This window comes from Streptomyces sp. SID12488 (genome assembly GCF_010548275.1).
Taxonomy (GTDB): Bacteria; Actinomycetota; Actinomycetes; order Streptomycetales; family Streptomycetaceae; genus Streptomyces.
Map to the genome: position 1 here is coordinate 1 of NZ_JAAGLT010000043.1, position 22859 is coordinate 22859.

The following is a 22859-nucleotide window of genomic DNA, read 5'->3' on the forward strand; positions in this document are numbered from 1 at the left end:
GTCCGAGCCGTCGTCGGCGGCGTCCTCCGCACCGAGGGCCCCGGAAGGAACCGCGGGCAGGGCGGGCGGCAACGCGTGCTGCTCCCCTCCACCGCGCCGACCCGGAGCGCCGGGCACGCCCTGCGGCGGCACCGTCCCGCCCAGACCGGTCCCTGCGGCAGCCGTGCCCGCGCCGTGCTCGCCCGCCAGGACGACGGCGCCGGTGGAGACACCATCTCCACCGCTCGCATCGCCCACGTCGGCGGGGCTGGGGCGGCCACGCCGACGCCCCGTAGCGCCGTCCCCGTCGGCCGAGGGCTGCGCCGGGGTCTGGGTCTGGGTCTGGGTCTGGGGAGCGGGCGCCGAAGCCACGGCGGCCGCCTCGGCCGCACGCCTCCGGCGCCGCCCGGTGGGCGCGACCGCCTCGTTGCCGGAGTCACCGGACTCGGTATCGGTATCGGTCTCCTCAGGCGCGACTTCCGGAACGTCGGCCTCCAGGAAGGCGTCCACAGACGACCGCCGCGCCCGTCGCCGCCCGCTGACACCACCGTTGCCGTTGGTGTCGCCCGACGCCTGTCCGGGCACGGCCAGCTCGGCGCCGACGCCCGCCTGCGGAGCTTCGGCCACCACCGCGCCCGCCCCGCCCCCGATGGGCACCTCGAGTACGTACGCACTGCCGCTCATGCCCGGCACCTCGTGCGTCTGGAGCACTCCGCCGTGGGCGCGCACGATCCCGCGCACAATCGGCTCGTGGACCGGGTCTCCCCCGGCGTACGGCCCGCGCACCTCGATCCGCACGACCTCACCGCGCTGGGCGGCGGCCACGACGACGGTGTTGTCCATGTATCCGCCGGCGGAGGCGGGTGAGTTGCCGGTCGCGTCGACGCCGGCGACGTCCGCAACGAGGTGCGCGAGGGCGGTGGCGAGGCGCTGCGGGTCGACCTCGGCCTCTATGGGCGGCGCGTGCACGGCGAACTGGACACGCCCGGGCCCGATCAGTTCGACCGCCCCGTCGACCCCGGCGGCGACGACCGCGTCGAGCATCACCTTCGTACGGGTGATGGAGTCGACGCCCGTGTCGAGCCGCTGGTAGGAGAGGACGTTGTCGACCAATGTGGTGATGCGCGAGTAACCGGCCGACAGATGGTGCAGCACCTGGTTGGCCTCGGGCCACAGCTGTCCTGCGTCGTCGGCGGCGAGGGTGGCCAGTTCGCGGCGCAGCTCGTCGAGAGGTCCGCGCAGCGAACGTCCGAGCAGCACGAGCAACTGCTCCTGCCGGCCGGCCAGAGCCTCGTACCGGTCCTTCTCGCGCTCCGCGAGCGCCGCGTACCGGTCGTCACCCGCGGCGAGTTCCTCCTCGTGCTCCTCGCGCAGCTGCTCGATCTCGGCGACGTGCTGCTGGCGCAGGGCGGTGAGCTCGGAGGCGTGCCGCTCGGCGACCCGCTCCAGCTCCTCCTCGTGCAGCTTTTCGGCGGCGTCCTTCTCCTCGGCGAGCGAGTCGTACGGGCGCCGGTCGGTGAAGGTCATCACGGCGCCGACGAGCTGGTCGCCGTCCCGGACGGGCGCGGTCGTCAGGTCGACGGAGACCTTGTCACCGCTCTTGGACCACAGCACCTGCCCGCGCACCCGGTGCTTGCGCCCGGACCGCAGGGTGTCGGCGAGCGGCGACTCGCCGTACGGGAAGGGCTCGCCGTCGGCGCGCGAGTGCAGGACGAGCGTATGCAGCTCCCGCCCGCCGAGATCACTGGCCCGGTAGCCGAGTATCTGGGCGGCGGCGGGATTGACGAGAACAACCCGCCCGTCGGTGTCCGTCCCGACGACCCCTTCGGCGGCGGCACGCAGGATCATCTCGGTCTGACGTTGCGAACGCGCGAGTTCGGCCTCGGTGTCCACGGTGCCCGACAGATCCCGTACGACGAGCATGAGCAGCTCGTCATTGCCGTAGCTGTAGTTGTCGTACGCCTGCTGGCCGTTCTCGAGAGTCGCGCTGGTGACCTCGACGGGGAACTCGGTCCCGTCCGTCCGCCGGGCGATCATCCGGGTCGGCTTGGTCTGCCCGTGCGGGTCCATGGAATCGGGGCGCCGCATGGTGCCGGGGATCAGCCGCGAGTCGAACTCCGGCAGCAGATCGAGGAGCCCGCGCCCGACGAGAGCGGTGCCCGGTGTCTCGAACGCCCCGAGGGCGATCGTATTGGCGTTGACGACGGTCCCATTGGCGTTGACCAGCACCAACGCATCGGGCAGCGCGTCGAGTATGGCTGCGAGGCGAGCAGCGCCTCGGGATGGCCTGCTGCTCACGAGACGCTTCCTCCCTGTTACCGCACCTTGCCTACCGCGGACGCCATCTTGCCTACCGGCCCGCAACGTGTCACGCGAGGGAGTCTAAGGGCAGTGGTTGCGCTCGCGACGCCGGATGAGAGGGAGGTCGCACGACGAAGTGACAGAGAGGCTGTGACGGCACCTTTCACACCACTTATGCGCTACGGGGCTCCTGCGACTGTGTTGTGGGGACCCTTGGACGCCTTACCGCGCCGGTCAGAAGCCTGACCGGGGAGCTGGGCGGGGGCTCACCGAAGATCGGGCAGCAGCGGTACGAGCCGGTTCCAGCGGTCCATCTGGCACCCGTTACTGCGGTCGAACGTGGCATCGACAGGACGCCCGGCCCAGGTTCCGGTCACATGTGCGGTCGCCGGACCCCCGTACATCATCGTGCAGACGCTGTCGGGGGACACGGGGGCGAACGGATCCTTCCCCCACCGAGCCCCCCGGTCGAGCGAACCACAGGCGTCATCGATGTCGGGGTGAGAGCCGCCACCGGGATGGCAGTACAACTCGAACCGTCCGTCCCCACGCCCACCGGTGCCGCGGACAGTGACGGTGAGGTGGTCGGAGGAGCGCCCCATGGGCGCGAGGAGGGGTGCGAAGGGCGCGAAGGGCGTGAGGGGCGTGAGCGGGCGCGTCTGGGGGCCGGCGTCGGCATACGCGACCGAAGGTGAGGCGGAGAGGGAAGCCGCGGCGAGGGAGACGCCGGCGGTGGCGGCGAAGGCGAGGCGGCGGAGGGCGCCGCCGGTCAGGGCGCCGGGAGGAGGAGCGGCGGCCGGAGGAGTGGCGGCGCGCGGGGCGCGAGAGGCATGAGCGGTGACCTTGAACATGACCTGACTAACGCCCGACGCGGGAGGACGTTGCGCGAGCGGGCCCGGCGGTCACTGGACAGCACACCCGAATCACGCGGCACCACCCTCCATCCATCGGCAGGCACAACGCCTTTGCCCTGCGCCCCGCCTGCCTAGTACCGTGGGAGGCGATTGGTGACACCGCGCTCGTCTGTGTCATCATCTGCACGCACCACTCGCGCTCGCGCGGGAGGTTGTGCTGGAGGCGTCGCCTAGTCCGGTCTATGGCGCCGCACTGCTAATGCGGTTTGGGACTTACATCCCATCGAGGGTTCAAATCCCTCCGCCTCCGCACCTCATCCCGAAGCCCCGGTCATGACTGACCGGGGCTTCGGTCGTTCCCGGATGCTCCAGCAGGCCCCGAACGGTCGTTTCCGCAGCTCAGGCAGGGTGCGGCAAACGGATTTCACCTCACGCCGCCAGTCATGTAATGTTGTTCCCGCAACGCCAACCGGGTCGAAAACCCCGGAAGGAAGAGCAAACACAACAGAAGACACAAGCACTCGTAGCTTAACGGATAGAGCATCTGACTACGGATCAGAAGGTTGCAGGTTCGAATCCTGCCGAGTGCACAACAGACCAGAGGCCCCGTGGAGGAATCCACGGGGCCTCTGGCTTTTGCCTTGACGGGAGTGTTTGACGGAAACGACTTCAAGAGCGGATGTGGGGTGTCCAGGGGGCCTGGCGGTCCTGGCAGGGTGGCCCTGATTCGGCGGGACGGCACCTCGCCAGGATCCCCGATCATGGGCATCAGGGGCGGGGAACCCTCACCGTAGGACACAGGGCGCGGTACGGCCGTCGAGTTCGTCTATCAGCCGCCCAGCCGGTGGTCCTGCGCCATTGTCCGGCTTGTCGGCCTACGCCAGGATTCCCGTATGACGATCTTGCCGCCGTCTCTCCTGCGCGCGCTTGAGCGGTTCCATGCCGCTCACCCGTGGGACCACAACGCCCACTACCACCCGTGGATCCTGCGGCAGTTGCCGAAGCGGTACGGCCGTGCGCTGGACGTCGGGTGCGGCAGCGGTGACCTGGTGCGGTTGCTGGCCGGGCGGAGTACGGCGTCGGTGTTCGGTGTCGACTCCGACCCTGCGATCGTCGATCGGGCGCGGGGATCCACCTCCCCCATCGCCCCGGTCACGTTCACCGCCGCGGATGTGATGACCGGCCTTCCCGACGGCCCGGACGGTTCCTACGACGTCATCACCTGTGTCGCCGTCGTGCACCATCTTCCGTACGCCGACGCGCTCGCCCTCTTTCGGCAGCGACTCGCGCCCGGTGGGACGCTTGTCGTGGTGGGGCTGGCCCGGAGGGAGAGTCCTGTTGATCACTTGCTGGGGGGCGTCGCCATTCCCGCGAACGTTGTCATGGCATGGGTGAAGAACCGGGGGCGGCCGGCGGTGCGGCCGGTCGCCATGAGTGCGCGGACGCGAGCGGCGGAGATGGGATTCGGTGAGGTGGTGAGGGAGGCGCGGCGGGTGTTGCCCGGGTGCCGGGTGCGGCGGCGGCTCTTCTGGCGGTACACCCTGGTGTGGCGGCAGCCGGCGCGGAGTTGACCTCTTTCCCGTCCGTTCTCCTCTCTCCTGTCCTCCTCTTCTCTTTCTCGTCCTTCTCCGGGTCCTCTCCCGCTGCCTCCTTCTGTGTCACCGTTGGCCCGTGGCCGATCCGGTGGGGCGCGTGGAACTGGTGGAACGGGTGGACGAGCTGGATCGCGTCGTCGGGGTGGTGGAACGCGGGGAGGCCGTTCGGCGCGGATGGCTGCACCGGGTCGCCACCACTGTGTGCCGGGATGCCGGCGGGCGGCTGCTGGTGCATCGGCGGGCTGATGGGCTCGCGCGGTTTCCGGGGCAGTACAACTGGCTGGTGGGCGGCGCTGTCGACGTCGGGGAGAGCTGGGAGGAGGCCGCCGGCCGTGAACTCACGGAGGAGTTGGGGGTACGGGTGGACGTGCGGTTCGCCTTCAAGTTCCTTTGCCGGGGGGCCATCAGCCCGTACTGGCTCGGCGTCCACGAAGCCGTTGTCGCCGAGGACCTCTCGCCCGACCCGGCGGAGATCGCCTGGCACGGGTGGGTCAGCGACGGCGAGTTGCAGGTAATGGCCCGGCAACTGGCCTTCGTACCTGATGGTGTTGAGGTTCTGCGCCGCTATCAGTCGGGCAGTTAGGGGGCCGGCTTCGATGAACCCGCGTAGTCATCTCCTCCAGCGGCTGTTGCGGCTCGGCCCTCCCCTGCCCCGAGATCCCGTCGTACAGCGTGATCTACGGGTCCCGGTGGTCGACGGCGTGGAGCTGATGGCGGTTCGGTGGGCAGCCCCGGGGCCGTGAAGGGACGGGCTGGCCGTCGCGCAGGTTCGAACGCGTTCGGACGTCGTACGGGCGGCGCGGGGTTAGGGGACGTTTCCGAGGTTCGCGCGCAACACCGGCACCTGTGAGCCGCATGCCACGGCCGCTGTTCTCTTGGTGCCCGGTTACGTGCTCGTCTACGTGTCCGTCTCGCGGATCTCGTCCATGTACTCCCGGGCCAGTTTGCCCTGACGCGTGAACCAGTCGGCCAGTACGGCGACTTCGGCGGGGGAGTAGTCGGCGACGAGGGTGGCCAGGCGGGCGTAGTAGGGCTCGTAGAGGGCGTACGCCTGGGCGACTGCGTCCGGTTGGGCGGCCACGCGGACCCGGCGGCGGTCGTCCGGGTCGGGGCGACGGGTGATGTAGCCCGCGCGTTCGAGGCGGTTGAGGATTCCGGTGACGGCGCCCGTGGTGACGTGTGCGCGCTCGGCCAGGTCGCCGGCGGTGAGCAGGTCCTCGCCGGCCTCCAGGACGTAGCCGAAGCAGGTGATGTCGGTGACGTTCATGTTGAGGCGACGCGCCATTTCCTGCTGGCTGAGCAGGTGCGTCGCGATGGTGTGGTCCATCTCCTTGAGCATCTGGGCGGGGGTCGCGGGCTGGCGGGGCGGGCCGTCCTGCGCGCCGCCGGGGGTGTCGGGCGTGCCTTGCATCGTAAATTGCCTTAGTTCGTGAGAGGTTTTGTGTCTAAACTACTTACGGCGTGAGAGATTCTCGATTCTACTGGGGAGACGCGGACGTGAGCACATACGACGAGGGGCACACCGTCGCCGGCTGGACCGGCACCGCCATCGCGACCCTCGGGTCCTGCGTACTCGGGCTGGGCATTTGTACGACCTCGGCCCTGGTCGTGACCGGCGGGAGCGTGGTGGTGGCGGTATCCGTCCTGGTCACCTGGGTACTGCATCTCACCGGGTGGGGGAAGCCGCCGGGGGTGCGGCCGGTCGGGGAGTGGCCGATGCGGGAGCGGGACCGCTCGGCGCGGGCTGGGCATCCGGAGTGCGTGGGGTGCCGGCTCGCGGGGCGGGGGCGGCGGGTGGCCAGTGTGAGCGGTACGGCCATTGCCGCTGAGGCCGTCGAGGCCGTCCGGGTCGTTCCGGAACGCGTCTGACTCTCCGGCTGCCTGGCCATTGGGCTCTCTGAACTGCGTCTTTGTCGCCGGAGCAGGCGTTGTCAGTGGTACCCCGTAGTCTCGCAAGGGATGGCACAGGCGTGGAAATGCTCGGGGCTGCGGTGGACGGCGGACGGTCCCGTGCTGCGGTGGGACGGTGGGCGCGGTAGTGCGCTGACCTGGGGGAAGAGGGTGGCCTTCGGGGTCACGGAAGGGGGCGTACGTACATGTGTGGGAGCGCGGGGGAACGCCTGTCCGATACGGGCGGGGGTGTCGGGGCGGAGCACGGGGGCGCGGTGCGAGGAGTGCGCGCGGCTGGACCGGGCGCACTCGGTCGCCGCCGACACGATCGCGGACGATCCACGGCCGTACCACGTATATCTGGCGTGGTTCGGGCCCGGGATGACCAAGGTCGGCATCACGGCGCTGGAGCGGGGCTCGGCGCGGCTGCTTGAGCAGGGTGCAGTCGTTTTCAGCTGGCTGGGCGTCGGCCCGCTGATGGCCGCCCGGCGTACGGAGGAGCTACTGCGCGCTGCACTCGGGGTCCCGGACCGGATTCCGTACGCCGACAAGCGGGCGGTGCGGGCCGCGCTGCCGGGGTCGGCGGCGGAGCGGGCCGCCGAGGTCGAGGACCTGCACGCCCGGGCGGTGGCGCTGGGCGGCTGGCCCGATTCTCTGGAGCGGGCGTCCTGCCAAGTCGTCGACCACGTCGGGGCGTTCGGGCTGACCGGGCTGGCGCCGGCCGTGGGTGCGGTGAGTGAGCTGGTCGCGGGGGGTGTCGTCGGGGGCGAGCTGGTGGCGGCAGCCGGGCCCGATCTGCATCTCGCGGTCGAGGACGGGCGGGGCAACGAGCGGGGGGACGGGAAGGGAGTGGTGGTGCTGGACACCAGGCTGATGACCGGGTGGGAGTTGGTACCCGTCGGGAGTGGTGGATTCAGCGTTCCCGTGCGGGAGTTCAAGGCGGCGAAGGAGTCGGCGGGGGTACAGGACGGGTTGTTCTGAGCCCCGACGCCAGACGAGTCCATTCGACGTCGTACGGCCAGTCGGAGTGAAGTGTGACGTGTGAAGAGCGAAGTGAGAGGGGGATGACGGTGGACGGCACGAGTGGAGCCACGGCGGACGGAAACGCCGGTGCTGAAGCCGACGTCGCCGACGTCGCCGACATCGACGTTTCCGTCGAGGGTGAGGTCGCCGAGGTCCGGCGGTTCTGGGCGCGGCTCGGGTTGCCCGGTCTCGTCGACGTGCACACGCACTTCATGCCCGAGCGTGTACTGCGCAAGGTCTGGGCGTACTTCGACGCCGTCGGGTCGGTGAGTGACGGCGTCGAGTGGCCGATCACCTATCGGCTGGAGGAGGACGAACGGCTCGCGCTGATCCGGGAGTTCGGGGTGCGGGCCTTCACCGCCATGCTCTACCCGCACAAGGCGGGCATGGCGCAGTGGCTCAATCACTGGGCCGCCGACTTCGCCGACCGTACCCCCGACTGTCTGCACACCTCGACCCTGTTCCCCGAGCCGGGTGTCGAGGCGTACGTCCGGGAGGCCCTCGAGTCCGGCGCGCGCGTCTTCAAGGCGCATGTGCAGGTGGGGGCGTACGACCCGGCCGACGAGCTTCTCGACCCGGCCTGGGGGCTGCTCGCCGAGGCCGGGAAGCCCGTGGTGATCCACTGCGGCTCCGGTCCGGCGCCCGGCAAGCACACCGGACCCGAGCCGATCGGGCGCGTGCTGGCCCGGCACCCCCGGCTGCGGCTGGTGGTCGCGCACATGGGTCTGCCCGAGTACGAGGACTTCCTCGGCCTGGCCGAGCGGTACGGCGAGGTGCGGCTGGACACGACGATGGCGTTCACCGACTTCGTGGAGCGGACGGCCCCGTTCCCCCGGCCCGAGCTTCCCCGGCTGGCGGACCTCGGCGACCGCGTTCTGCTGGGCTCGGACTTCCCGAACATTCCGTATCCGTACGTCCACCAGTTGCACGCCCTGGAGCGGCTGGGTCTCGGCGACGACTGGCTGCGCGCCGTCTGCCACGACAACGGGGCGCGGCTGTTCGGGCTGGCGGAACCGGATGAGGAGGGCCTGACACCGGCGTGAGTTCGAGGTGAGAAGAGACGGCCGTAAGGGGTAAATCGGGCGTACGGAAGTGGGGTGCGTAACTTTCGATCAGGTTCGCCCAGGAGACACACAGGGTGCCCCAGGGCGGCCTCAGAGGCTCATCCGGGGCGGGTCCGACGGTCTGTGCGGTCGATGAACATGCAGGTCGGAGAGGAATCCGGTGCTTCCCGGTACTTGGTTCCACCCTCACTTCCCAGGCCTCCCCGGGCCGGAATTCCCAGGGGTTCCCTGAGAGGCGCCTGTGAGTTTCTCAGGAAAATCACAGGTTCCAGAAAGCTCGCTCTCAGAGGACACCGACAAGGTTTCCGCTATGACCACGACCTCGCCCCAGGGGCGCACCGAACTGCTGAGGCCGGACGGGAGCCCCGTCCGCGTGCTTGTGGTGGACGACGAGCTGTCGATCACCGAGCTGCTGTCCATGGCCCTTCGCTACGAAGGCTGGCAGATCCGCAGCGCGGGTGACGGAACGGGTGCGGTGCAGACCGCACGCGAGTTCCGGCCCGACGCCGTCGTTCTCGACATGATGCTGCCCGACATGGACGGCCTCACCGTCCTCGGCCGACTGCGGCGCGAGCTGCCCGAGGTCCCCGTCCTGTTCCTGACGGCGAAGGACGCCGTCGAGGACCGGATCGCGGGCCTCACCGCGGGCGGCGACGACTACGTCACCAAGCCCTTCAGCCTCGAAGAGGTGGTGGCGCGGCTGCGCGGCCTGATCCGGCGCTCCGGTGCGGCCGACCGGCGCTCCGACTCCGTGCTGGTCGTCGGTGACCTCACCCTCGACGAGGACAGCCACGAGGTGTCCCGTGCCGGGGACGGCATCCACCTCACCGCGACCGAGTTCGAGCTGCTGCGCTTCCTGATGCGCAACCCGCGGCGCGTGCTCAGCAAGGCCCAGATACTCGACCGCGTGTGGTCGTACGACTTCGGCGGCCAGGCGAACGTAGTCGAGCTGTACATCTCCTACCTGCGGCGAAAGATCGACGCCGGGCGCGAGCCGATGATCCACACCCGGCGCGGCGCCGGATATCTGATCAAGCCCGCCGGCTGACCCCATGTCATTGGTGGTGCCGCTCCGGAAGACGTGGTCGAGCCCGGTAGGAGGGCAGCACTGTGAGCAGTAAGAGGAAAGCGGGCGGGCAGCGGAGGCTGGGCAGGTCCGAGCAGAAGGCGCAACGGCAGAGCAGGCCGAAGACCCTTCGGACGCGGCTCGTCGTCTCGGCGGTCTCGCTGATCGCCGTGGTGTGCGCGGTGATGGGCACGGTGACGACCATCGCGCTCCAGCAGCATCTCTACAAGCAGTTGGACAGCCAGGTCAGCGAGGCCGCCAACCGTGTCGGCGGGCCCCCGCTCGGGCAGGGCCCGCGTGGTGAGAAGGACAACGTCAGACTGCCCAGCGGGGCGCCGGGCAGTAGCGGCTCGTCCACTACAGATTCCTCGTCGACCACGGATCCCTCGTCGACCACGGATCCCTCGTCCACCACGGATCCCTCGTCCACCACGGATCCCTCGGCCGCCACCGCCGACAAAGACCCCTCCGATGCGGGCACCCGTCAGCTGACCGTCCAGGAACGGCTCACGCAGTTCATGCAGAAGGGCGGGACGCAGGAGTACACCGTCGCCGCCGCCGTCGACACGAACGGTGGCGTCACCAAGGCGTACGTCGCCAACATGCAGTCGAACACGAATGTGAACACGAGTGCGAGTGTGACCGGCAGTCCCATCCTCGGCATGGACGCGATCCCGCTGACCAAGGCGCAGATGGCCGAACTGGCCGCCGTCTCCCGCAGCGACGGCCTGCACACCGTCACCCTCACCGGGCTCGGTGAGTACCGGGTCAAGTACGTCACCAGCAACAACGGCAGCGGCAACTACTACGTCGCCCTGCCCACCAAGTCGGTCACCACGACCATCAACACCCTGATCCTCGTGGAGGTCAGTGTCACCGCCGCCGGTCTCGTCGCCGCCGGTATCGCCGGCACGGTCCTCGTCGGAGTGGCGCTCCGCCCCCTCCGCAGGGTCGCCTCGACCGCCACCCGGGTCTCCGAACTCCCGCTGCACACCGGCGAGGTGACCCTCAACGAGCGGGTCGCCGAGTCCGAGACCGACCCGCACACCGAGGTCGGCCAGGTCGGCGCCGCGCTCAACCGGATGCTCGACCATGTGCAGGGCGCCCTCCACTCGCGTCAGCAGAGCGAGATGCGCGTACGCCAGTTCGTCGCGGACGCCAGTCATGAGCTGCGTACGCCGCTGGCGTCGATCCGCGGATACGCCGAGCTGACGAGACGTGGACGCGAGGAGACCGGGCCGGACACCCGGCACGCGCTCGGGCGGATCGAGTCCGAGGCGGGGCGTATGACGCTACTCGTCGAGGATCTCCTGCTGCTCGCCCGCCTCGACGCGGGCCGGCCGCTCCAGTTCGACCAGACCGACCTCGTACCCCTCGTCGTGGACACCGTCAGCGACGCGCGCGCCGCAGGCCGGGAGCACAACTGGCGGCTCGATCTGCCCGACGAGCCCGCGCTGGTGTCGGCGGACGCGGCCCGGTTGCAGCAGGTCCTGGTGAACCTGCTGGCCAACGCCCGTACACACACCCCGCCCGGGACGACCGTCACCGCGCGCGTGCAGCGGCGCGGGCCGTGGCTGTGTGTCGACGTGCAGGACGACGGACAGGGCATCCCGGCCGACCTGTTGCCGCATGTGTTCGAACGGTTCGCGCGCGGCGACACCGCGCGCTCCCGCACCACCGGGTCCACCGGGCTCGGGCTCGCCATCGTGCAGGCCGTCGCGACCGCGCACGGCGGCGCGGTGACCGTCGACAGCGTGCCCGGACAGACCATCTTCACGGTGCATCTGCCGGCCCTCGCCCCTGAAGCGGCACCAGAAACAAACTGGCAATCGGACTCACAGGCACAGCACAGTGCCACCACATGGGTGCAACAGGGGGCCTGACGAAAGTCGGTCCTATGCGAACCGACTCTTCTCCCGGCACCCTGCCGGCGCGGGAGCACCTCCCGGCCGCGGCAGCCGGTACGCCTGTCCTGGACGTAGTGATCCCCGTCTACAACGAGGAGAAGGACCTCCAGCCATGCGTGCTCAGACTCCACGAGCACCTCAAGCGCACGTTCCCGTACGCGTTCCGCATCACGGTTGCGGACAACGCGTCCACGGACACCACTCCCCTGGTGGCGGCGCGGCTGGCGGCGGAGCTGCCGGAGGTCAGGTCCTTCCGGCTGGAGCAGAAGGGGCGCGGCCGAGCACTGCGGACAGTGTGGTCCGCGTCCGACGCGCCGATCCTCGCCTACATGGACGTCGACCTGTCGACGGACCTCAACGCCCTGCTGCCGCTGGTGGCACCGCTGATCTCCGGTCACTCGGACCTCGCGATCGGCTCCCGGCTCGCCCGCTCGTCGCGCGTCGTGCGCGGTGCCAAGCGGGAGTTCATCAGCCGGACGTACAACCTGATCCTGCGTGGCTCGCTCCAGGCCCGCTTCACGGACGCGCAGTGCGGATTCAAGGCCATCCGGCGTGATGTCGCCCAGATCCTGCTGCCGCTCATCGAGGACACCGGCTGGTTCTTCGACACCGAGATGCTGGTGCTCGCCGAGCGCGCGGGCCTGCGTATCCACGAGGTGCCGGTCGACTGGGTCGACGACCCGGAATCGACCGTCCACATCGTCAAGACCGCGACCGACGACCTGAAGGGAGTGTTGCGCGTGGGCAAGGCCCTGGCCACCGGCTCACTGCCGCTGGACCGGCTCACCCGGCCCTTCGGCGACGATCCGCGCGACCGCGACATCAAGGACGTACCGAAGGGGCTGGCCCGCCAGCTCGTCGGATTCTGTGTGGTCGGCGGTATGTCGACCCTCTTCTACCTGGTGCTCTACAGCGCCTTCCGGGGCTTCGCCGGCTCGCAGATCGCCAACGCGCTCGCGCTGCTGGTCTCCGCCGTCGCGAACACCGCGGCCAACCGGCGCCTGACCTTCGGGGTGACCGGCCGGGGCGGGGCGGTACGGCACCAGGCGCAGGGCCTGGTCGTCTTCGGCATCGGACTCGCCCTCACCAGCGGCTCGCTCGCCGCCCTCAACGCGGCGACCAGCGACCCCGGGCACTCCACGGAACTGGCGGTGCTCATCGCCGCCAACCTCGCGGCGACGGTGCTGCGGTTCCTGCTCTTCAGGGCCTGGGTGTTCCCGGACGAGACCGGCGAACCAGCCTCATCGTCGACGGTGGTCGCCTCGCACAAGCCGACCTCGCCCGTCTACCAGGCGTACACCACAGGCCCGTACGCCAACGCCTCGCACAGCAACGTCAGCAGCGCCGGCAACGTCAACAACGCCGGCAACGTCAACGCCTCGTACGGCAACTCCCCTTACCCCACCGACCAGTTCCGCGCCGGTGATGTCGCGGACCGCACCTGGGGGGACCCGACCACGCGGCTCCAGCCGGTGCGCCCGCACGACAGCCAGGATCCGAGGAACCCGCGATGACCACTCACTTCGACCAGACGACCCATACGGGCCCCTCGGGGCCGGGGGGTGTGAGCCCCTCGTATCCGCCGCCGGATTCACCGGATTCAACTGCCGTACAGCAGAGGGCGGTTCCCGGGACGGCAGTGCCGGCGACTTCGTCCGGTGAGCCCAAGCAGCCCTTCGTACACAGACTGTGGCGCGGACGGCCCGAGGACCACCGGTGGGTGCGGCCCGCGTTCCTCGCCACGCTGCTGGTGATCGGCGCGCTCTACACCTGGAACCTGACCGCCTCCGGATACGCCAACTCCTTCTACTCGGCGGCGGTTCAGGCCGGCAGCCAGTCCTGGAAGGCCTTCTTCTTCGGCTCCCTCGACTCGGCCAACGCCATCACCGTCGACAAGCCCCCGGCCTCCCTCTGGCCGATGGCGCTGTCGGTCCGCCTGTTCGGTCTCAACTCCTTCGCGATCCTGTTCCCGCAGGTCCTGATGGCCGTCGCCACGGCGGGTGTGCTGTACGCGTCCGTGCGCCGCCGGTTCAGCGCCACGGCCGGGTTCCTCACGATGGCGGCTTTCGCGGTGACGCCCGTCGCCGTGCTGATGTTCCGCTTCAACAACCCGGACGCGCTCCTCGCGCTCCTGATGGCCGCAGCGGTCTACTGCACCCAGCGCGCCATGGAGAAGGCCGAGACGAAGTGGCTGGTCTGGGCGGGTACGGCGATCGGTTTCGCCTTCCTGGTCAAGACGCTCCAGGCCTTCCTGATCCTGCCGGTGCTGGCACTGGTGTACGTGATCTTCGCGCCGACCAGCGTCCGCAGGCGCATCGGACAGGTACTGGCCGCCGGGCTCGCGATGATCGTCGCGGGCGGCTGGTGGGTCGCGATCGTCGAGCTGTGGCCGGCGTCCTCGCGCCCCTACATCGGCGGCTCGCAGAACAACTCCTTCCTTGAACTGACCTTTGGTTACAACGGACTTGGCCGTATCAACGGCGACGAGACCGGCAGTGTCGGCGGCGGTGGCGGCGGAGGCGGCACCGGAATGTGGGGCACGACCGGCTGGAGCCGGATGTTCAGCTCCGAGAGCGGCGGCCAGATCTCCTGGCTGATCCCGGCCGCGCTGATCCTGCTCGCCGCGGCGATCTGGGCCGGCCGCAAGGCCAGGCGCACGGACACCGCCCGCGCCGGGCTCCTCCTCTGGGGCGGCTCGCTGCTGATCACCATGGTGATCTTCAGCTACATGCAGGGCATCTTCCACGACTACTACACCGTCGCCCTCGCCCCCTACATCGCGCCGCTGGTCGGCATGGGCGCGGCCCAGCTCTGGCAGGAGCGGGGCAAGCTGTGGGCGTCGCTGGCGCTCGCGGGTGCCACGACGGCCACCGCGGTCTGGGGTTACGTCCTCCTCAACCGCTCCTCCGACTACATGCCCTGGCTGAAGTGGCTTGTGCTGGTGGGCGGTCTCACGGCCGCGCTGGGGCTCGTCTTCGTCAACCGGCTCGGGCGTCAACTGGCCCTGGCTGTCGTCGGGTTGAGCTTCGTAACGGCGCTGGCTGGTCCGACCGCGTACTCCCTCACCACCCTCAACGAGGGTCACACCGGCTCGATCGTCACGGCGGGCCCGTCCGTGGCGGGCGGTCGCGGTGGGTTCGGCGGTGGTGGCGGCATGGGCGGCGGCCCTGGTGGCGGCACCACCCAGGGCGGCCGGCAGGGCACCCAGCAGGGTGGCGGCATGGGCCAGCCCCCGACCGGCGGCAACGGCGGTGGCTTCCCGGGCGGCGGCAACAACACCCAGGGCAACCAGCAGCAGGGCAACGGCAACACCCAGCAGGGCGGTCCCGGCGGCCAGACCGGTGACGGCGGCGGCATGGGCGGCGGCGGTGGCGTGGGCGGTCTGCTCAACGGCGCCAGCGTCACCAGCGAGGCCAAGGCCCTGCTGGAGAAGAACGCCGGCGACTACAAGTGGGCCGCGGCGGCCATCGGCGCCCAGAACGCGGCGAGTTACCAGCTCTCCACCGGCGACCCGGTGATGGCGATCGGCGGCTTCAACGGCACCGACCCGTCCCCGACGCTGGCCGAGTTCAAGAAGTACGTGGAGGACGGCAAGATCCACTACTTCATCTCCAGCGGCTCCGGCGGCGGTGGCATGGGCGGCGGCAGCAGCACGACGAGCACGTCGTCCCAGATCAGCTCGTGGGTCGAGAGCAACTTCAAGAAGGTGACCGTGGGTTCGGCCACCTTCTACGACCTGACCCAGCCGACGAGCAGCAGCTGATCGGTAGCGGCTGAGGGTTCTTTCCCCTGGTAGTGGCCCGGAGCGATCTCGCTCCGGGCCACTACCTTCTTATTTGTTGTACGCCGTATAGGAACTGTTCTACGGTGTACAGCATGTCGTCTACGTCCCGCCCAAGCGACCCTCAGGGCCAGGGCCACCCCCAGCGCTGGCTGATCCTCGGTGTCATCTGTCTCGCTCAGCTCACCGTGCTGCTCGACAACACCGTCCTGAACGTCGCGATCCCCTCCCTCACCCGGGAGTTGGGCGCCGGTACCTCCGACATCCAGTGGATGATCAACGCGTACTCGCTGGTCCAGTCGGGCCTGCTGCTCACCGCCGGCAGCGCGGCCGACCGCTACGGCCGCAAGAGGATGCTGATCGCGGGCCTCGTCCTGTTCGGCGTGGGCTCACTGGCCGCCGGACTGGCCGACAGCACCGGCCAGTTGATCGCGGCCCGCGCCGGAATGGGCGTCGGCGGCGCGTTGCTGATGACGACCACTCTCGCCGTGGCGATGCAGATCTTCACGCCCGAGGAGCAGCCGAAGGCCATCGGCATCTGGGCCGCGGTGAACTCGCTGGGCTTCGCGACCGGCCCGCTCCTCGGCGGCTTCATGCTGAACCACTTCTGGTGGGGCGCGATCTTCCTCATCAACATCCCGGTCGCGGCGCTGGGGCTGGTGGCGGTGGTGGCCCTCGTACCCGAGTCGAAGAACCCCAGGGGCGACCGCCCGGACCTGCTGGGCGCCCTGCTCTCCACGATCGGCATGTCCTCGCTCGTGTTCGCGATCATCTCCGGGCCCGAGCACGGCTGGACGTCCGGCCGGGTACTGGTGCCGGCGTCCGTCGCGGTCGTGGTGCTGGGCGCCTTCGCGTACTGGGAGAACCGGATCCCGTACCCCATGCTCGACATGCACTTCTTCAGGAACCGCAGGTTCACGGGGGCGGTCTCGGGTGCGGTGCTGATCACCTTCGGGATGGGCGGGTCGCTCTTCCTGCTCACCCAGCACATGCAGTTCGTGCTCGGATACGGCCCGTTGGAGGCGGGACTGCGTACGGCACCGCTCGCGCTCGCCATCGTGGCGCTCAACTTCACCGGTGTGTCGGCGAGATGGGCGGCCAGGCTCGGGACTCCGCTCGCCATCGGGCTGGGCATGACGCTGATGGCGTGCGGCCTGGTCTCCATCGCGACGGTCGCCTCCGGCGGTTACGCGGGTACGTTGCTGGGCCTGCTGCTCATCGGAACGGGGGCCGCGGTGGCGAGCCCGGCGATGGCACACGCGATCATGAGCTCGATTCCGCCGGAGAAGGCCGGTGTCGGGGCGGGGATCAACGGCACGGTGGCGGAGTTCGGGCAGGGGCTGGGCGTCGCGGTGCTCGGCGCTGTGCTGAACTCGCGGTTCGCGGCGCTGGTTTCGGTGGCGGCGAGTTCCCTGCCGGGGGCGTTGGCGGAGGCGGGATCGGCGTCCGAGAGGGCGCGGATCACTGAGGCGTTCGCCTCCGGCTTGGAGAGCAGTCAGTTGGTGGGGGCGGGGGCGGTGTTGTCGGGCGGGGTGGTCGCGGCGGTGTTGTTGCGGAGGGCTGAGCGGGCAGAGTCCGAGGTGGGTGTGGGCTCGGTCGCCTAAGCGCTCAGGGGGTTCTGTTCGGTTGCGGCTGTGGGTTCGCCGTGGTTGATCGCGCCCACGCGGCGGAGCCGCAAATGTCACAGCCCCGCGCCCCTGAAAGGCGCGCCTAGCATGGCCCGTGTTGGAAAGCTGACGAAAGGTACGGCCATGGTGAGGGCAGCCGAGGGGCCGGCGCGGACCAGCGTGTGGCTGGACGGTAAAGCCGTGCGCCGAGGTGGCGGCGGTCGTGGCGGGCAGCCCTCGGGGCTGGACCGGGACCGGATCACCGAGGTGACCGTCCGGTTGCTGGACGCGGAGGGGCTGGCCAGATTCTCGATGCGGCGGCTGGCCGCCGAGCTGAACGTCACGGCGATGTCCGTGTACTGGTACGTCGACACCAAGGACGACCTGCTCGAACTCGCCCTCGACGCCGCCTCCGCCGAACTGCGCCTGCCCGATCCGCAACGGGGCCCGGACGCCGAAGGCGAGGACTGGCGGGACCAACTGCGCATGCTGGCCGGCGAGTACCGCGCCCTGCTGGTCCGGCACCCCTGGGTGTCGCCGCTCGCCGGGACCTACCTCAACATCGGCCCGCACTCGCAGGCCTTCTCGCGTGCCGTCCAGCGCGTGCTGCGCCGTACCGGCCTGCCCGCACGGGGCCTCACGGGCGCCATCGCCGCCGTCTTCCAGTTCGTGTACGGATTCGGCACGATCGAGGGTCACTTCATCGCCCGCTGCACGGACGCCGGGATGACCCAGGACGCCTACTTCCAGCACGCGATGAGCGCCGTGGGGGCCGCCCCGGTGGCCGCCGAGTTCATCCAGGAGTCGGCGGACATGATGGCGGCGCGGGGCGGCGGCACGGTGGAGGAGATGCGCGAGCGGGACTTCGACTTCGCGCTGGAGCTGCTGGTGGCGGGGATCGAGGCGATGGTGGCGAGGGCCTGACCGGCTCGTGCAGGCCTCCTGCTTCCTACGGCTCCTCGGTCACCAACCGTGCCGGGAACCCGCCCGTAGCCACCGGCCCCCACTTCTCCGGCGTCACCCGGATGATCGACTTGCCCTGCTTGACCATCGCCTCGCGGTACTCGTCCCAGTCCGGGTGCTCACCGGAGATGTTCCGGAAGTACTCCACGAGCGGCTCGACCGAGTCCGGGGAGTCGATGACCTCCGCCGTGCCGTCGATCTGGACCCACGGCCCGTTCCACTCGTCGCTCAGCACGAGCAGGCTGACGCGCTCGTCCCGCTTGGCGTTGCGCGTCTTGGCGCGCTCCGGGTATGTCGACATGACGACCCGCCCCGAGTCGTCGACCCCGCAGGTCAGCGGCGAGGCCTGGGGGGACCCGTCCGCGCGCCGGGTGAGGAGGATCGCCCGGTGGCGGGGCCGTACGAAGTCGAGCAGCTCGGCCAGGGACACAGCGGTGTTCGTAGCGATGTTCGGTGCCATACGGGCAGCCTAGAGGCTCGGACCCTGAACGGCCTGAATGTCCAGCTCCACTTTCAACGTCGTACCGATCGCCGCGATACCCGCCCGCACCACCTGGTTGTAGTTCATGGCGAAGTCCTCGCGCCGCAGCTCCGTCGTCGCCCGGAACGCGGCCCGCGTGCCACCCCAGGGATCGGCGCCGGTGCCGAGGTAGGCGAGGTCGAGGTCGACGGGCCGTACGACACCGCGCATGCTCAGCTCGCCGTGGACGGTCCAGCGGTCGGGACCGGCGGCCGGGGTGAGACCCGTCGAGTGGAACGCGATGTCCGGATGCCGCTCCGCGTCCAGAAAATCGGCGGACCGCAGATGCTCGTCCCGCGTCGCGTTCCCCGTGTCGATCGAGGCGGCCGAAATCACCGCCTCCACCCGGGACTTGGCGACCTCGTCCGGTGCGATCCCGATCGTCGCCGTGAACTCGGTGAACCGACCGTGCACGCTGGAGATGCCCAGGTGCTGGGCGACCGCCCCGACGGACGAGTGGGCCGGGTCGACGGTCCACGGCCCGGGCGGCGGCAGTTCGGCACCGCCGCCCAGCCGGGCGAGGGTGACGGTACCGACCTCGGTACGCCGTCCCCCAGCGGTGACGATGGCGGTGGACGCGGTGGGCGCGTACCCGACGGCCGTCACGATCACGGTGTACGCGCCGGGCGCGAGCGGGGTCGTGTCGCGCACGACCCCGTCCGCGTCGGCCCCCGCCCGCAGCACCTGCTGCCCGGTCGCGTCGGTCACGGTGACGACGGCGTGCGACACGGCCCACCCGTCCCGCGTACGAACCCGCGCGCTCAGCCCTGTGACGCCTGTGATGCCTGTGGCATTCGTGGCACCTGTTACGCCTGCCATGTCCCGCAACTCCCCGTCACTCCCCGCCCGGGTGGGCGAGCTCGATGTCGTGGTCGTCGGCGCCGCGGCCGGTGACGGTCAGGGCGGTGGCCACCGGCGGGTAGCCGGTCGCGATGACCGTGTACTCGCCGCTGTCCAGGTCGGCGAAGGCGTACGCCCCGTCCGCACCGGTCGTCGCCGAGCCGACCACGTTGCCCGCCGCGTCGACGAGCGTGACCCGCGCGTCCCCGAGCGGCCCGTGCGGCGCCCGTACGACACCCTGGATCTGCGCCCCGGACGCCAGTTCCACCTCGACCCGGGTGACCCCGGTGCCGCCGACCTCGACGGGCAGGGCCCGCGGCCGGTACCCGGCGGCGTTCACGGCGACGGTCACGGCACCCGGCACCAGCTCGGCGAACGTGAACTCGCCCTGCTCACCGGTCGTCCCGGTGGCCAGCACATCCCCGCGCACATCGGTGACGATGACCATCGCGTCCTTGACGGGCACCCCGGTCTCACTGCCGCGCACCAGCCCGCCGAGCCCGCTGGTGCCGCTGAGCAGGATGTCGTACGCGACCGGCTCGCCGCCCACGACGACGGTCGAGGCCTGCGGCTGGAACCCGTCCGCCGAGGCGATCAGGACGTACGAACCCGTACCCGGCGCGTCCAGCGCGTAGGCGCCGTCCCCCTGTGTGACCGCGAGGCCCAGCTGACGTCCGGTGAGGGAGATCAGCGTGACGGCGGCCTGCGGAACGGGCGCGCTCTCGGCACCGCGCACGTGACCGCGTACCGGAATCCCGCCACCGGCAGGCGTGTTGACGGGCTCGGCGGCCTCGACAGCCACCGTGGCGACGGCGGCGACGGCGGGCGCTGCCTCCAGCTCCGTGACCGGGACGGAGGAAACACCGTTCCTGTCCTCCGCGGCCTGCGCCAGCGCGCCCTTGGTCCGCAACGGGACCTCCTTGATGAAGAGCGAGAAAACGAGCGCGAGCAGGGCGACCGGGGCGGCGTAGAGGAAGACGTCGCCGATGCCGTGGCCGTACGCGCCCTCGATGACCGTGCGCAGCGGCGCGGGCAGCGCGTCGAGGTCGGGGATGGTGTTGGAGGTCGAACCGCTCAGCGCCGAGGCGTACTTCGGGTCGATGGTGGCCAGGCCGTCCTTGAGGTGGTCGGTGATCCGGTGACTGAGGACCGCGCCCAGCGCGGAGACGCCGATCGCGCCGCCGAGGGACCGGAAGAAGGTGACCACCGAGCTGGCGACCCCCAGGTCGGAGGGGGAGACCTGGTTCTGGGTGCAGAGCACGAGGTTCTGCATCATCATGCCGACACCGAGGCCGAGCAGCGCCATGTAGATGGCGACGTGCCAGTACGCGGTGTCGTAGCGCAGGGTGCCCAGCAGACCGAGACCGGCCGTCACCAGCACACCGCCGGCCAGCAGCCACGCCTTCCAGCGTCCCGTACGGGTGATGACCTGGCCGGAGACGGTGGAGGCGACGAACAGGCCGCCGATCATCGGGATCGTCATGACGCCGGACATGGTCGGCGACTTGTCCCGGGCCAGCTGGAAGTACTGGCTGAAGAAGATGGTGCCCGCGAACATCGCGACGCCGACGAAGAGTGACGCGAGCGAGGCGAGGGTGATCGTGCGGTTGCGGAAGAGCCGCAGCGGGATGATCGGCTCGCTGGCCTTCGACTCGACGAGGACGAAGATCCCGAGCAGCGCGACCGTGCCGCCGATCATCGCGTACGTCTGCCACGACACCCAGTCGTACTTGTCGCCGGCGAAGGTCACCCAGACCAGCAGCAGGCAGACGGCCGCGGTGATGAAGAAGGCGCCGGTCCAGTCGACCTTGGCCTTGCGCTTCACGACGGGCAGGTGCAGGGTCCGCTGCAGCACGACGAGGGCGACGACGGCGAAGGGCACGCCGACGTAGAAGCACCAGCGCCAGCCCAGCCAGCTGGTGTCGGTGATGACACCGCCGATCAGCGGGCCGCCGACCATCGCGGTCGCGAAGGTGGCGCCGAGGTAGCCGTTGTAGCGTCCGCGCTCACGCGGGGAGATCATCGCCGCGAGGATGATCTGGGCGAGAGCCGAGAGCCCGCCCATGCCGACGCCCTGCACGGCACGGAAGGTGATCAGCATGCCCGCGTTCTGCGAGAGCCCGGCGGCGGCCGACCCCAGCACGAAGATGACGAGCGCGAACTGGATCAGCAGCTTCTTGGAGAAGAGGTCGGCGAGCTTCCCCCACAGCGGGGTCGACGCGGTCATCGCGAGCAGCGACGCGGTCACGACCCAGGTGTAGGCGCTCTGGCCGCCGCCGAGGTCCTTGATGATGTCGGGCAGGGCGTTGGAGACGATCGTCGACGACAGGATCGCGACGAACATGCCGAGCAGCAGCCCGGTGAGCGCTTCCAGGATCTGCCGGTGCGACATCGGCGTGCCGTCGGGGACTGAGCCGTGGGAGCCTCCCCCGTGCTTGGCGTGTGCCGCCCGCACACCGGCCGGTGTGGTCGTTGCCATTGAGCTTCCTTGTCTGTGCTGCGTCTTGTGCGTCTTTTACGTCGTTTGCCACGTCGTTTGCCACATGGCTTGTTGCGCCATCGGCTACGTCGTTTGTCGAGTCGCTTGTTGCGCGCCGAAGCTTTCCCGGAGCCGCCCCATGAGCCGGGCGAGCTGCCCGACCTCGTCGTCGCTCCAGTCGGCGAGCCGGTGGGCGAGCAGTTCGGTGGACCGCCGCGACAGCTCGCCGATCTGCGTGTGCCCGGAGGGCGTCAGCCGCAGAATGCGGGAGCGTTTGTCGGCCGGGTCGGGGAGCCGTTCGATCCAGCCGCGCACGGCGACGTGCGCGACATGGCGGCTGGTCACGGACATGTCGACGGCGAGCAGCTCGGCGAGCCGGCTCATCCGCATGTCCCCGTACCGGTCGAGCAGCATCAGCACGACGGCGGATCCGCTGGGGCACTCGGGCGGCATGACCCGCCCCATCTCCCGTCTCACGGCACCGAAGGCACTGAACTGACGCGCCAACTCCTCGTACTGCGTCTGCTCGGCCATCCCACCCCCTGAGTCAGTCCCCTGGGTCCTGCCCGACCCGGTATTCGTTGCTTGGGGCAACCATAGAAAAGATTGGTTGCTACAGGCAAATTAAACGGGGAGGGGGTGGACTAAAAACTTGGCAAAGGCAAGTATTGGCGAACGTAAACGTGCAGGTGGGAGGGGCGGGAGAGGGGGCCCACTTGGGCGGGCGGCGTCGGGTTCGCTAGGGTCTCGCACCATGGCCAACACCCAGGGCCCCGAGGGTAACTACGACCCCGCGGGCAGCACCCAGATGTTCCGAGCGTTCGTCGACGAGACCCCCCAGGGCGGCAGCCGCCAGGCACCCGCCCCGGCGGGCCCCCGCATCGGCCTGATCGTCGGCGTTGTCGTCGCCGTACTGGTGGTCGCGGCGGTGGCCTGGCTGGCGCTGAAGTAGAACCGGACGTAGAACCGGGAGCCGGAAGCAGAACCGAC

20 protein-coding genes and 2 tRNA genes are annotated in these 22859 nt (G+C 69.9%); 15 read left to right on the forward strand and 7 right to left on the reverse strand.

The features are described 5' to 3' along the window. Both G3I56_RS38960 and G3I56_RS38965 read right to left on the reverse strand, forming a co-directional pair. Positions 1-2277: PAS domain-containing protein (locus tag G3I56_RS38960; RefSeq protein ID WP_164417665.1), on the reverse strand; the 2277-nt coding region annotated here is incomplete at its 3' end. Between the two features lie 269 nt (positions 2278-2546). Then, on the reverse strand, positions 2547-3131 hold the full coding sequence (locus tag G3I56_RS38965; RefSeq protein ID WP_164417668.1) for an SSI family serine proteinase inhibitor: 585 nt from the start codon (positions 3129-3131) through the stop codon (positions 2547-2549). A gap of 222 nt (positions 3132-3353) precedes the next feature. Here G3I56_RS38965 and G3I56_RS38970 point away from each other — a divergent pair. The 5 genes from G3I56_RS38970 to G3I56_RS38990 all read left to right on the forward strand — a co-directional run bounded on the left by G3I56_RS38970 (position 3354) and on the right by G3I56_RS38990 (position 5472). Next, positions 3354-3444 (forward strand) — tRNA-Ser (locus G3I56_RS38970). Between the two features lie 207 nt (positions 3445-3651). Then, positions 3652-3724, forward strand: a tRNA-Arg gene (locus G3I56_RS38975). A 303-nt stretch (positions 3725-4027) separates the two neighbouring features. Then, positions 4028-4705: a class I SAM-dependent methyltransferase gene (locus G3I56_RS38980; protein ID WP_164417670.1), complete on the forward strand. Its 678-nt coding sequence runs from the start codon at positions 4028-4030 to the stop codon at positions 4703-4705. A gap of 100 nt (positions 4706-4805) precedes the next feature. After that, positions 4806-5312, forward strand: a complete 507-nt coding sequence (locus tag G3I56_RS38985; RefSeq protein WP_164417672.1) for an NUDIX domain-containing protein — start codon at positions 4806-4808, stop codon at positions 5310-5312. A gap of 13 nt (positions 5313-5325) precedes the next feature. Next, a complete protein-coding gene (locus G3I56_RS38990) occupies positions 5326-5472 on the forward strand; it encodes a hypothetical protein (protein ID WP_164417674.1) in 147 nt (48 codons plus the stop codon). Positions 5473-5627: 155 nt separating this feature from the next. Here G3I56_RS38990 and G3I56_RS38995 read toward each other — a convergent pair whose 3' ends face one another. After that, complete coding sequence (locus G3I56_RS38995; RefSeq protein ID WP_164417676.1) at positions 5628-6140, reverse strand: helix-turn-helix domain-containing protein; 513 nt, start codon at positions 6138-6140, stop codon at positions 5628-5630. A gap of 86 nt (positions 6141-6226) precedes the next feature. Between G3I56_RS38995 and G3I56_RS39000 the strand changes: the two genes are divergently transcribed. The 9 genes from G3I56_RS39000 to G3I56_RS39040 all read left to right on the forward strand — a co-directional run bounded on the left by G3I56_RS39000 (position 6227) and on the right by G3I56_RS39040 (position 17991). Next, complete coding sequence (locus G3I56_RS39000; RefSeq protein WP_164417678.1) at positions 6227-6598, forward strand: HGxxPAAW family protein; 372 nt, start codon at positions 6227-6229, stop codon at positions 6596-6598. 90 nt (positions 6599-6688) lie between these two features. Next, entirely contained in the window at positions 6689-7600 is a 912-nt protein-coding gene (locus G3I56_RS39005) for a DUF2797 domain-containing protein (RefSeq protein WP_164417680.1), read from the forward strand. 161 nt (positions 7601-7761) lie between these two features. Next, positions 7762-8685: an amidohydrolase family protein gene (locus G3I56_RS39010; protein ID WP_343240185.1), complete on the forward strand. Its 924-nt coding sequence runs from the start codon at positions 7762-7764 to the stop codon at positions 8683-8685. A gap of 331 nt (positions 8686-9016) precedes the next feature. Next, positions 9017-9754, forward strand: a complete 738-nt coding sequence (locus tag G3I56_RS39015; RefSeq protein WP_044471956.1) for a response regulator transcription factor — start codon at positions 9017-9019, stop codon at positions 9752-9754. A 62-nt stretch (positions 9755-9816) separates the two neighbouring features. After that, on the forward strand, positions 9817-11655 hold the full coding sequence (locus tag G3I56_RS39020; RefSeq protein WP_164417684.1) for a HAMP domain-containing sensor histidine kinase: 1839 nt from the start codon (positions 9817-9819) through the stop codon (positions 11653-11655). A gap of 14 nt (positions 11656-11669) precedes the next feature. Further along, positions 11670-13193: a bifunctional glycosyltransferase family 2/GtrA family protein gene (locus tag G3I56_RS39025; protein ID WP_164417686.1), complete on the forward strand. Its 1524-nt coding sequence runs from the start codon at positions 11670-11672 to the stop codon at positions 13191-13193. After that, positions 13190-15442 (forward strand): glycosyltransferase family 39 protein, encoded by a 2253-nt coding sequence (locus G3I56_RS39030; RefSeq protein ID WP_164417688.1) that lies wholly within the window; start codon positions 13190-13192, stop codon positions 15440-15442. Before G3I56_RS39025 ends, G3I56_RS39030 begins: the two co-directional genes overlap by 4 nt. Before the next feature lie 113 nt (positions 15443-15555). Then, positions 15556-17064 (forward strand): MFS transporter, encoded by a 1509-nt coding sequence (locus tag G3I56_RS39035; protein ID WP_164417698.1) that lies wholly within the window; start codon positions 15556-15558, stop codon positions 17062-17064. Positions 17065-17211: 147 nt separating this feature from the next. After that, on the forward strand, positions 17212-17991 hold the full coding sequence (locus G3I56_RS39040) for a TetR/AcrR family transcriptional regulator (RefSeq protein WP_164417700.1): 780 nt from the start codon (positions 17212-17214) through the stop codon (positions 17989-17991). A 25-nt stretch (positions 17992-18016) separates the two neighbouring features. Here the strand turns inward: G3I56_RS39040 and G3I56_RS39045 are convergent, their stop codons facing one another. The 4 genes from G3I56_RS39045 to G3I56_RS39060 all read right to left on the reverse strand — a co-directional run bounded on the left by G3I56_RS39045 (position 18017) and on the right by G3I56_RS39060 (position 22403). Beyond that, a complete protein-coding gene (locus tag G3I56_RS39045) occupies positions 18017-18490 on the reverse strand; it encodes a PPOX class F420-dependent oxidoreductase (protein ID WP_164417702.1) in 474 nt (157 codons plus the stop codon). A 9-nt stretch (positions 18491-18499) separates the two neighbouring features. Beyond that, positions 18500-19369 (reverse strand): YceI family protein, encoded by an 870-nt coding sequence (locus G3I56_RS39050; protein WP_164417704.1) that lies wholly within the window; start codon positions 19367-19369, stop codon positions 18500-18502. 16 nt (positions 19370-19385) lie between these two features. Continuing rightward, on the reverse strand, positions 19386-21869 hold the full coding sequence (locus G3I56_RS39055) for an MFS transporter (protein ID WP_203691696.1): 2484 nt from the start codon (positions 21867-21869) through the stop codon (positions 19386-19388). Positions 21870-21953: 84 nt separating this feature from the next. After that, entirely contained in the window at positions 21954-22403 is a 450-nt protein-coding gene (locus G3I56_RS39060) for a MarR family winged helix-turn-helix transcriptional regulator (protein WP_164417706.1), read from the reverse strand. Positions 22404-22623: 220 nt separating this feature from the next. Between G3I56_RS39060 and G3I56_RS39065 the strand changes: the two genes are divergently transcribed. Next, positions 22624-22821 carry a hypothetical protein gene (locus G3I56_RS39065; RefSeq protein WP_164417708.1) on the forward strand — a complete coding sequence of 66 codons (198 nt, stop codon included), beginning with the start codon at positions 22624-22626 and terminating at the stop codon, positions 22819-22821. Positions 22822-22859 lie beyond the last annotated feature (38 nt).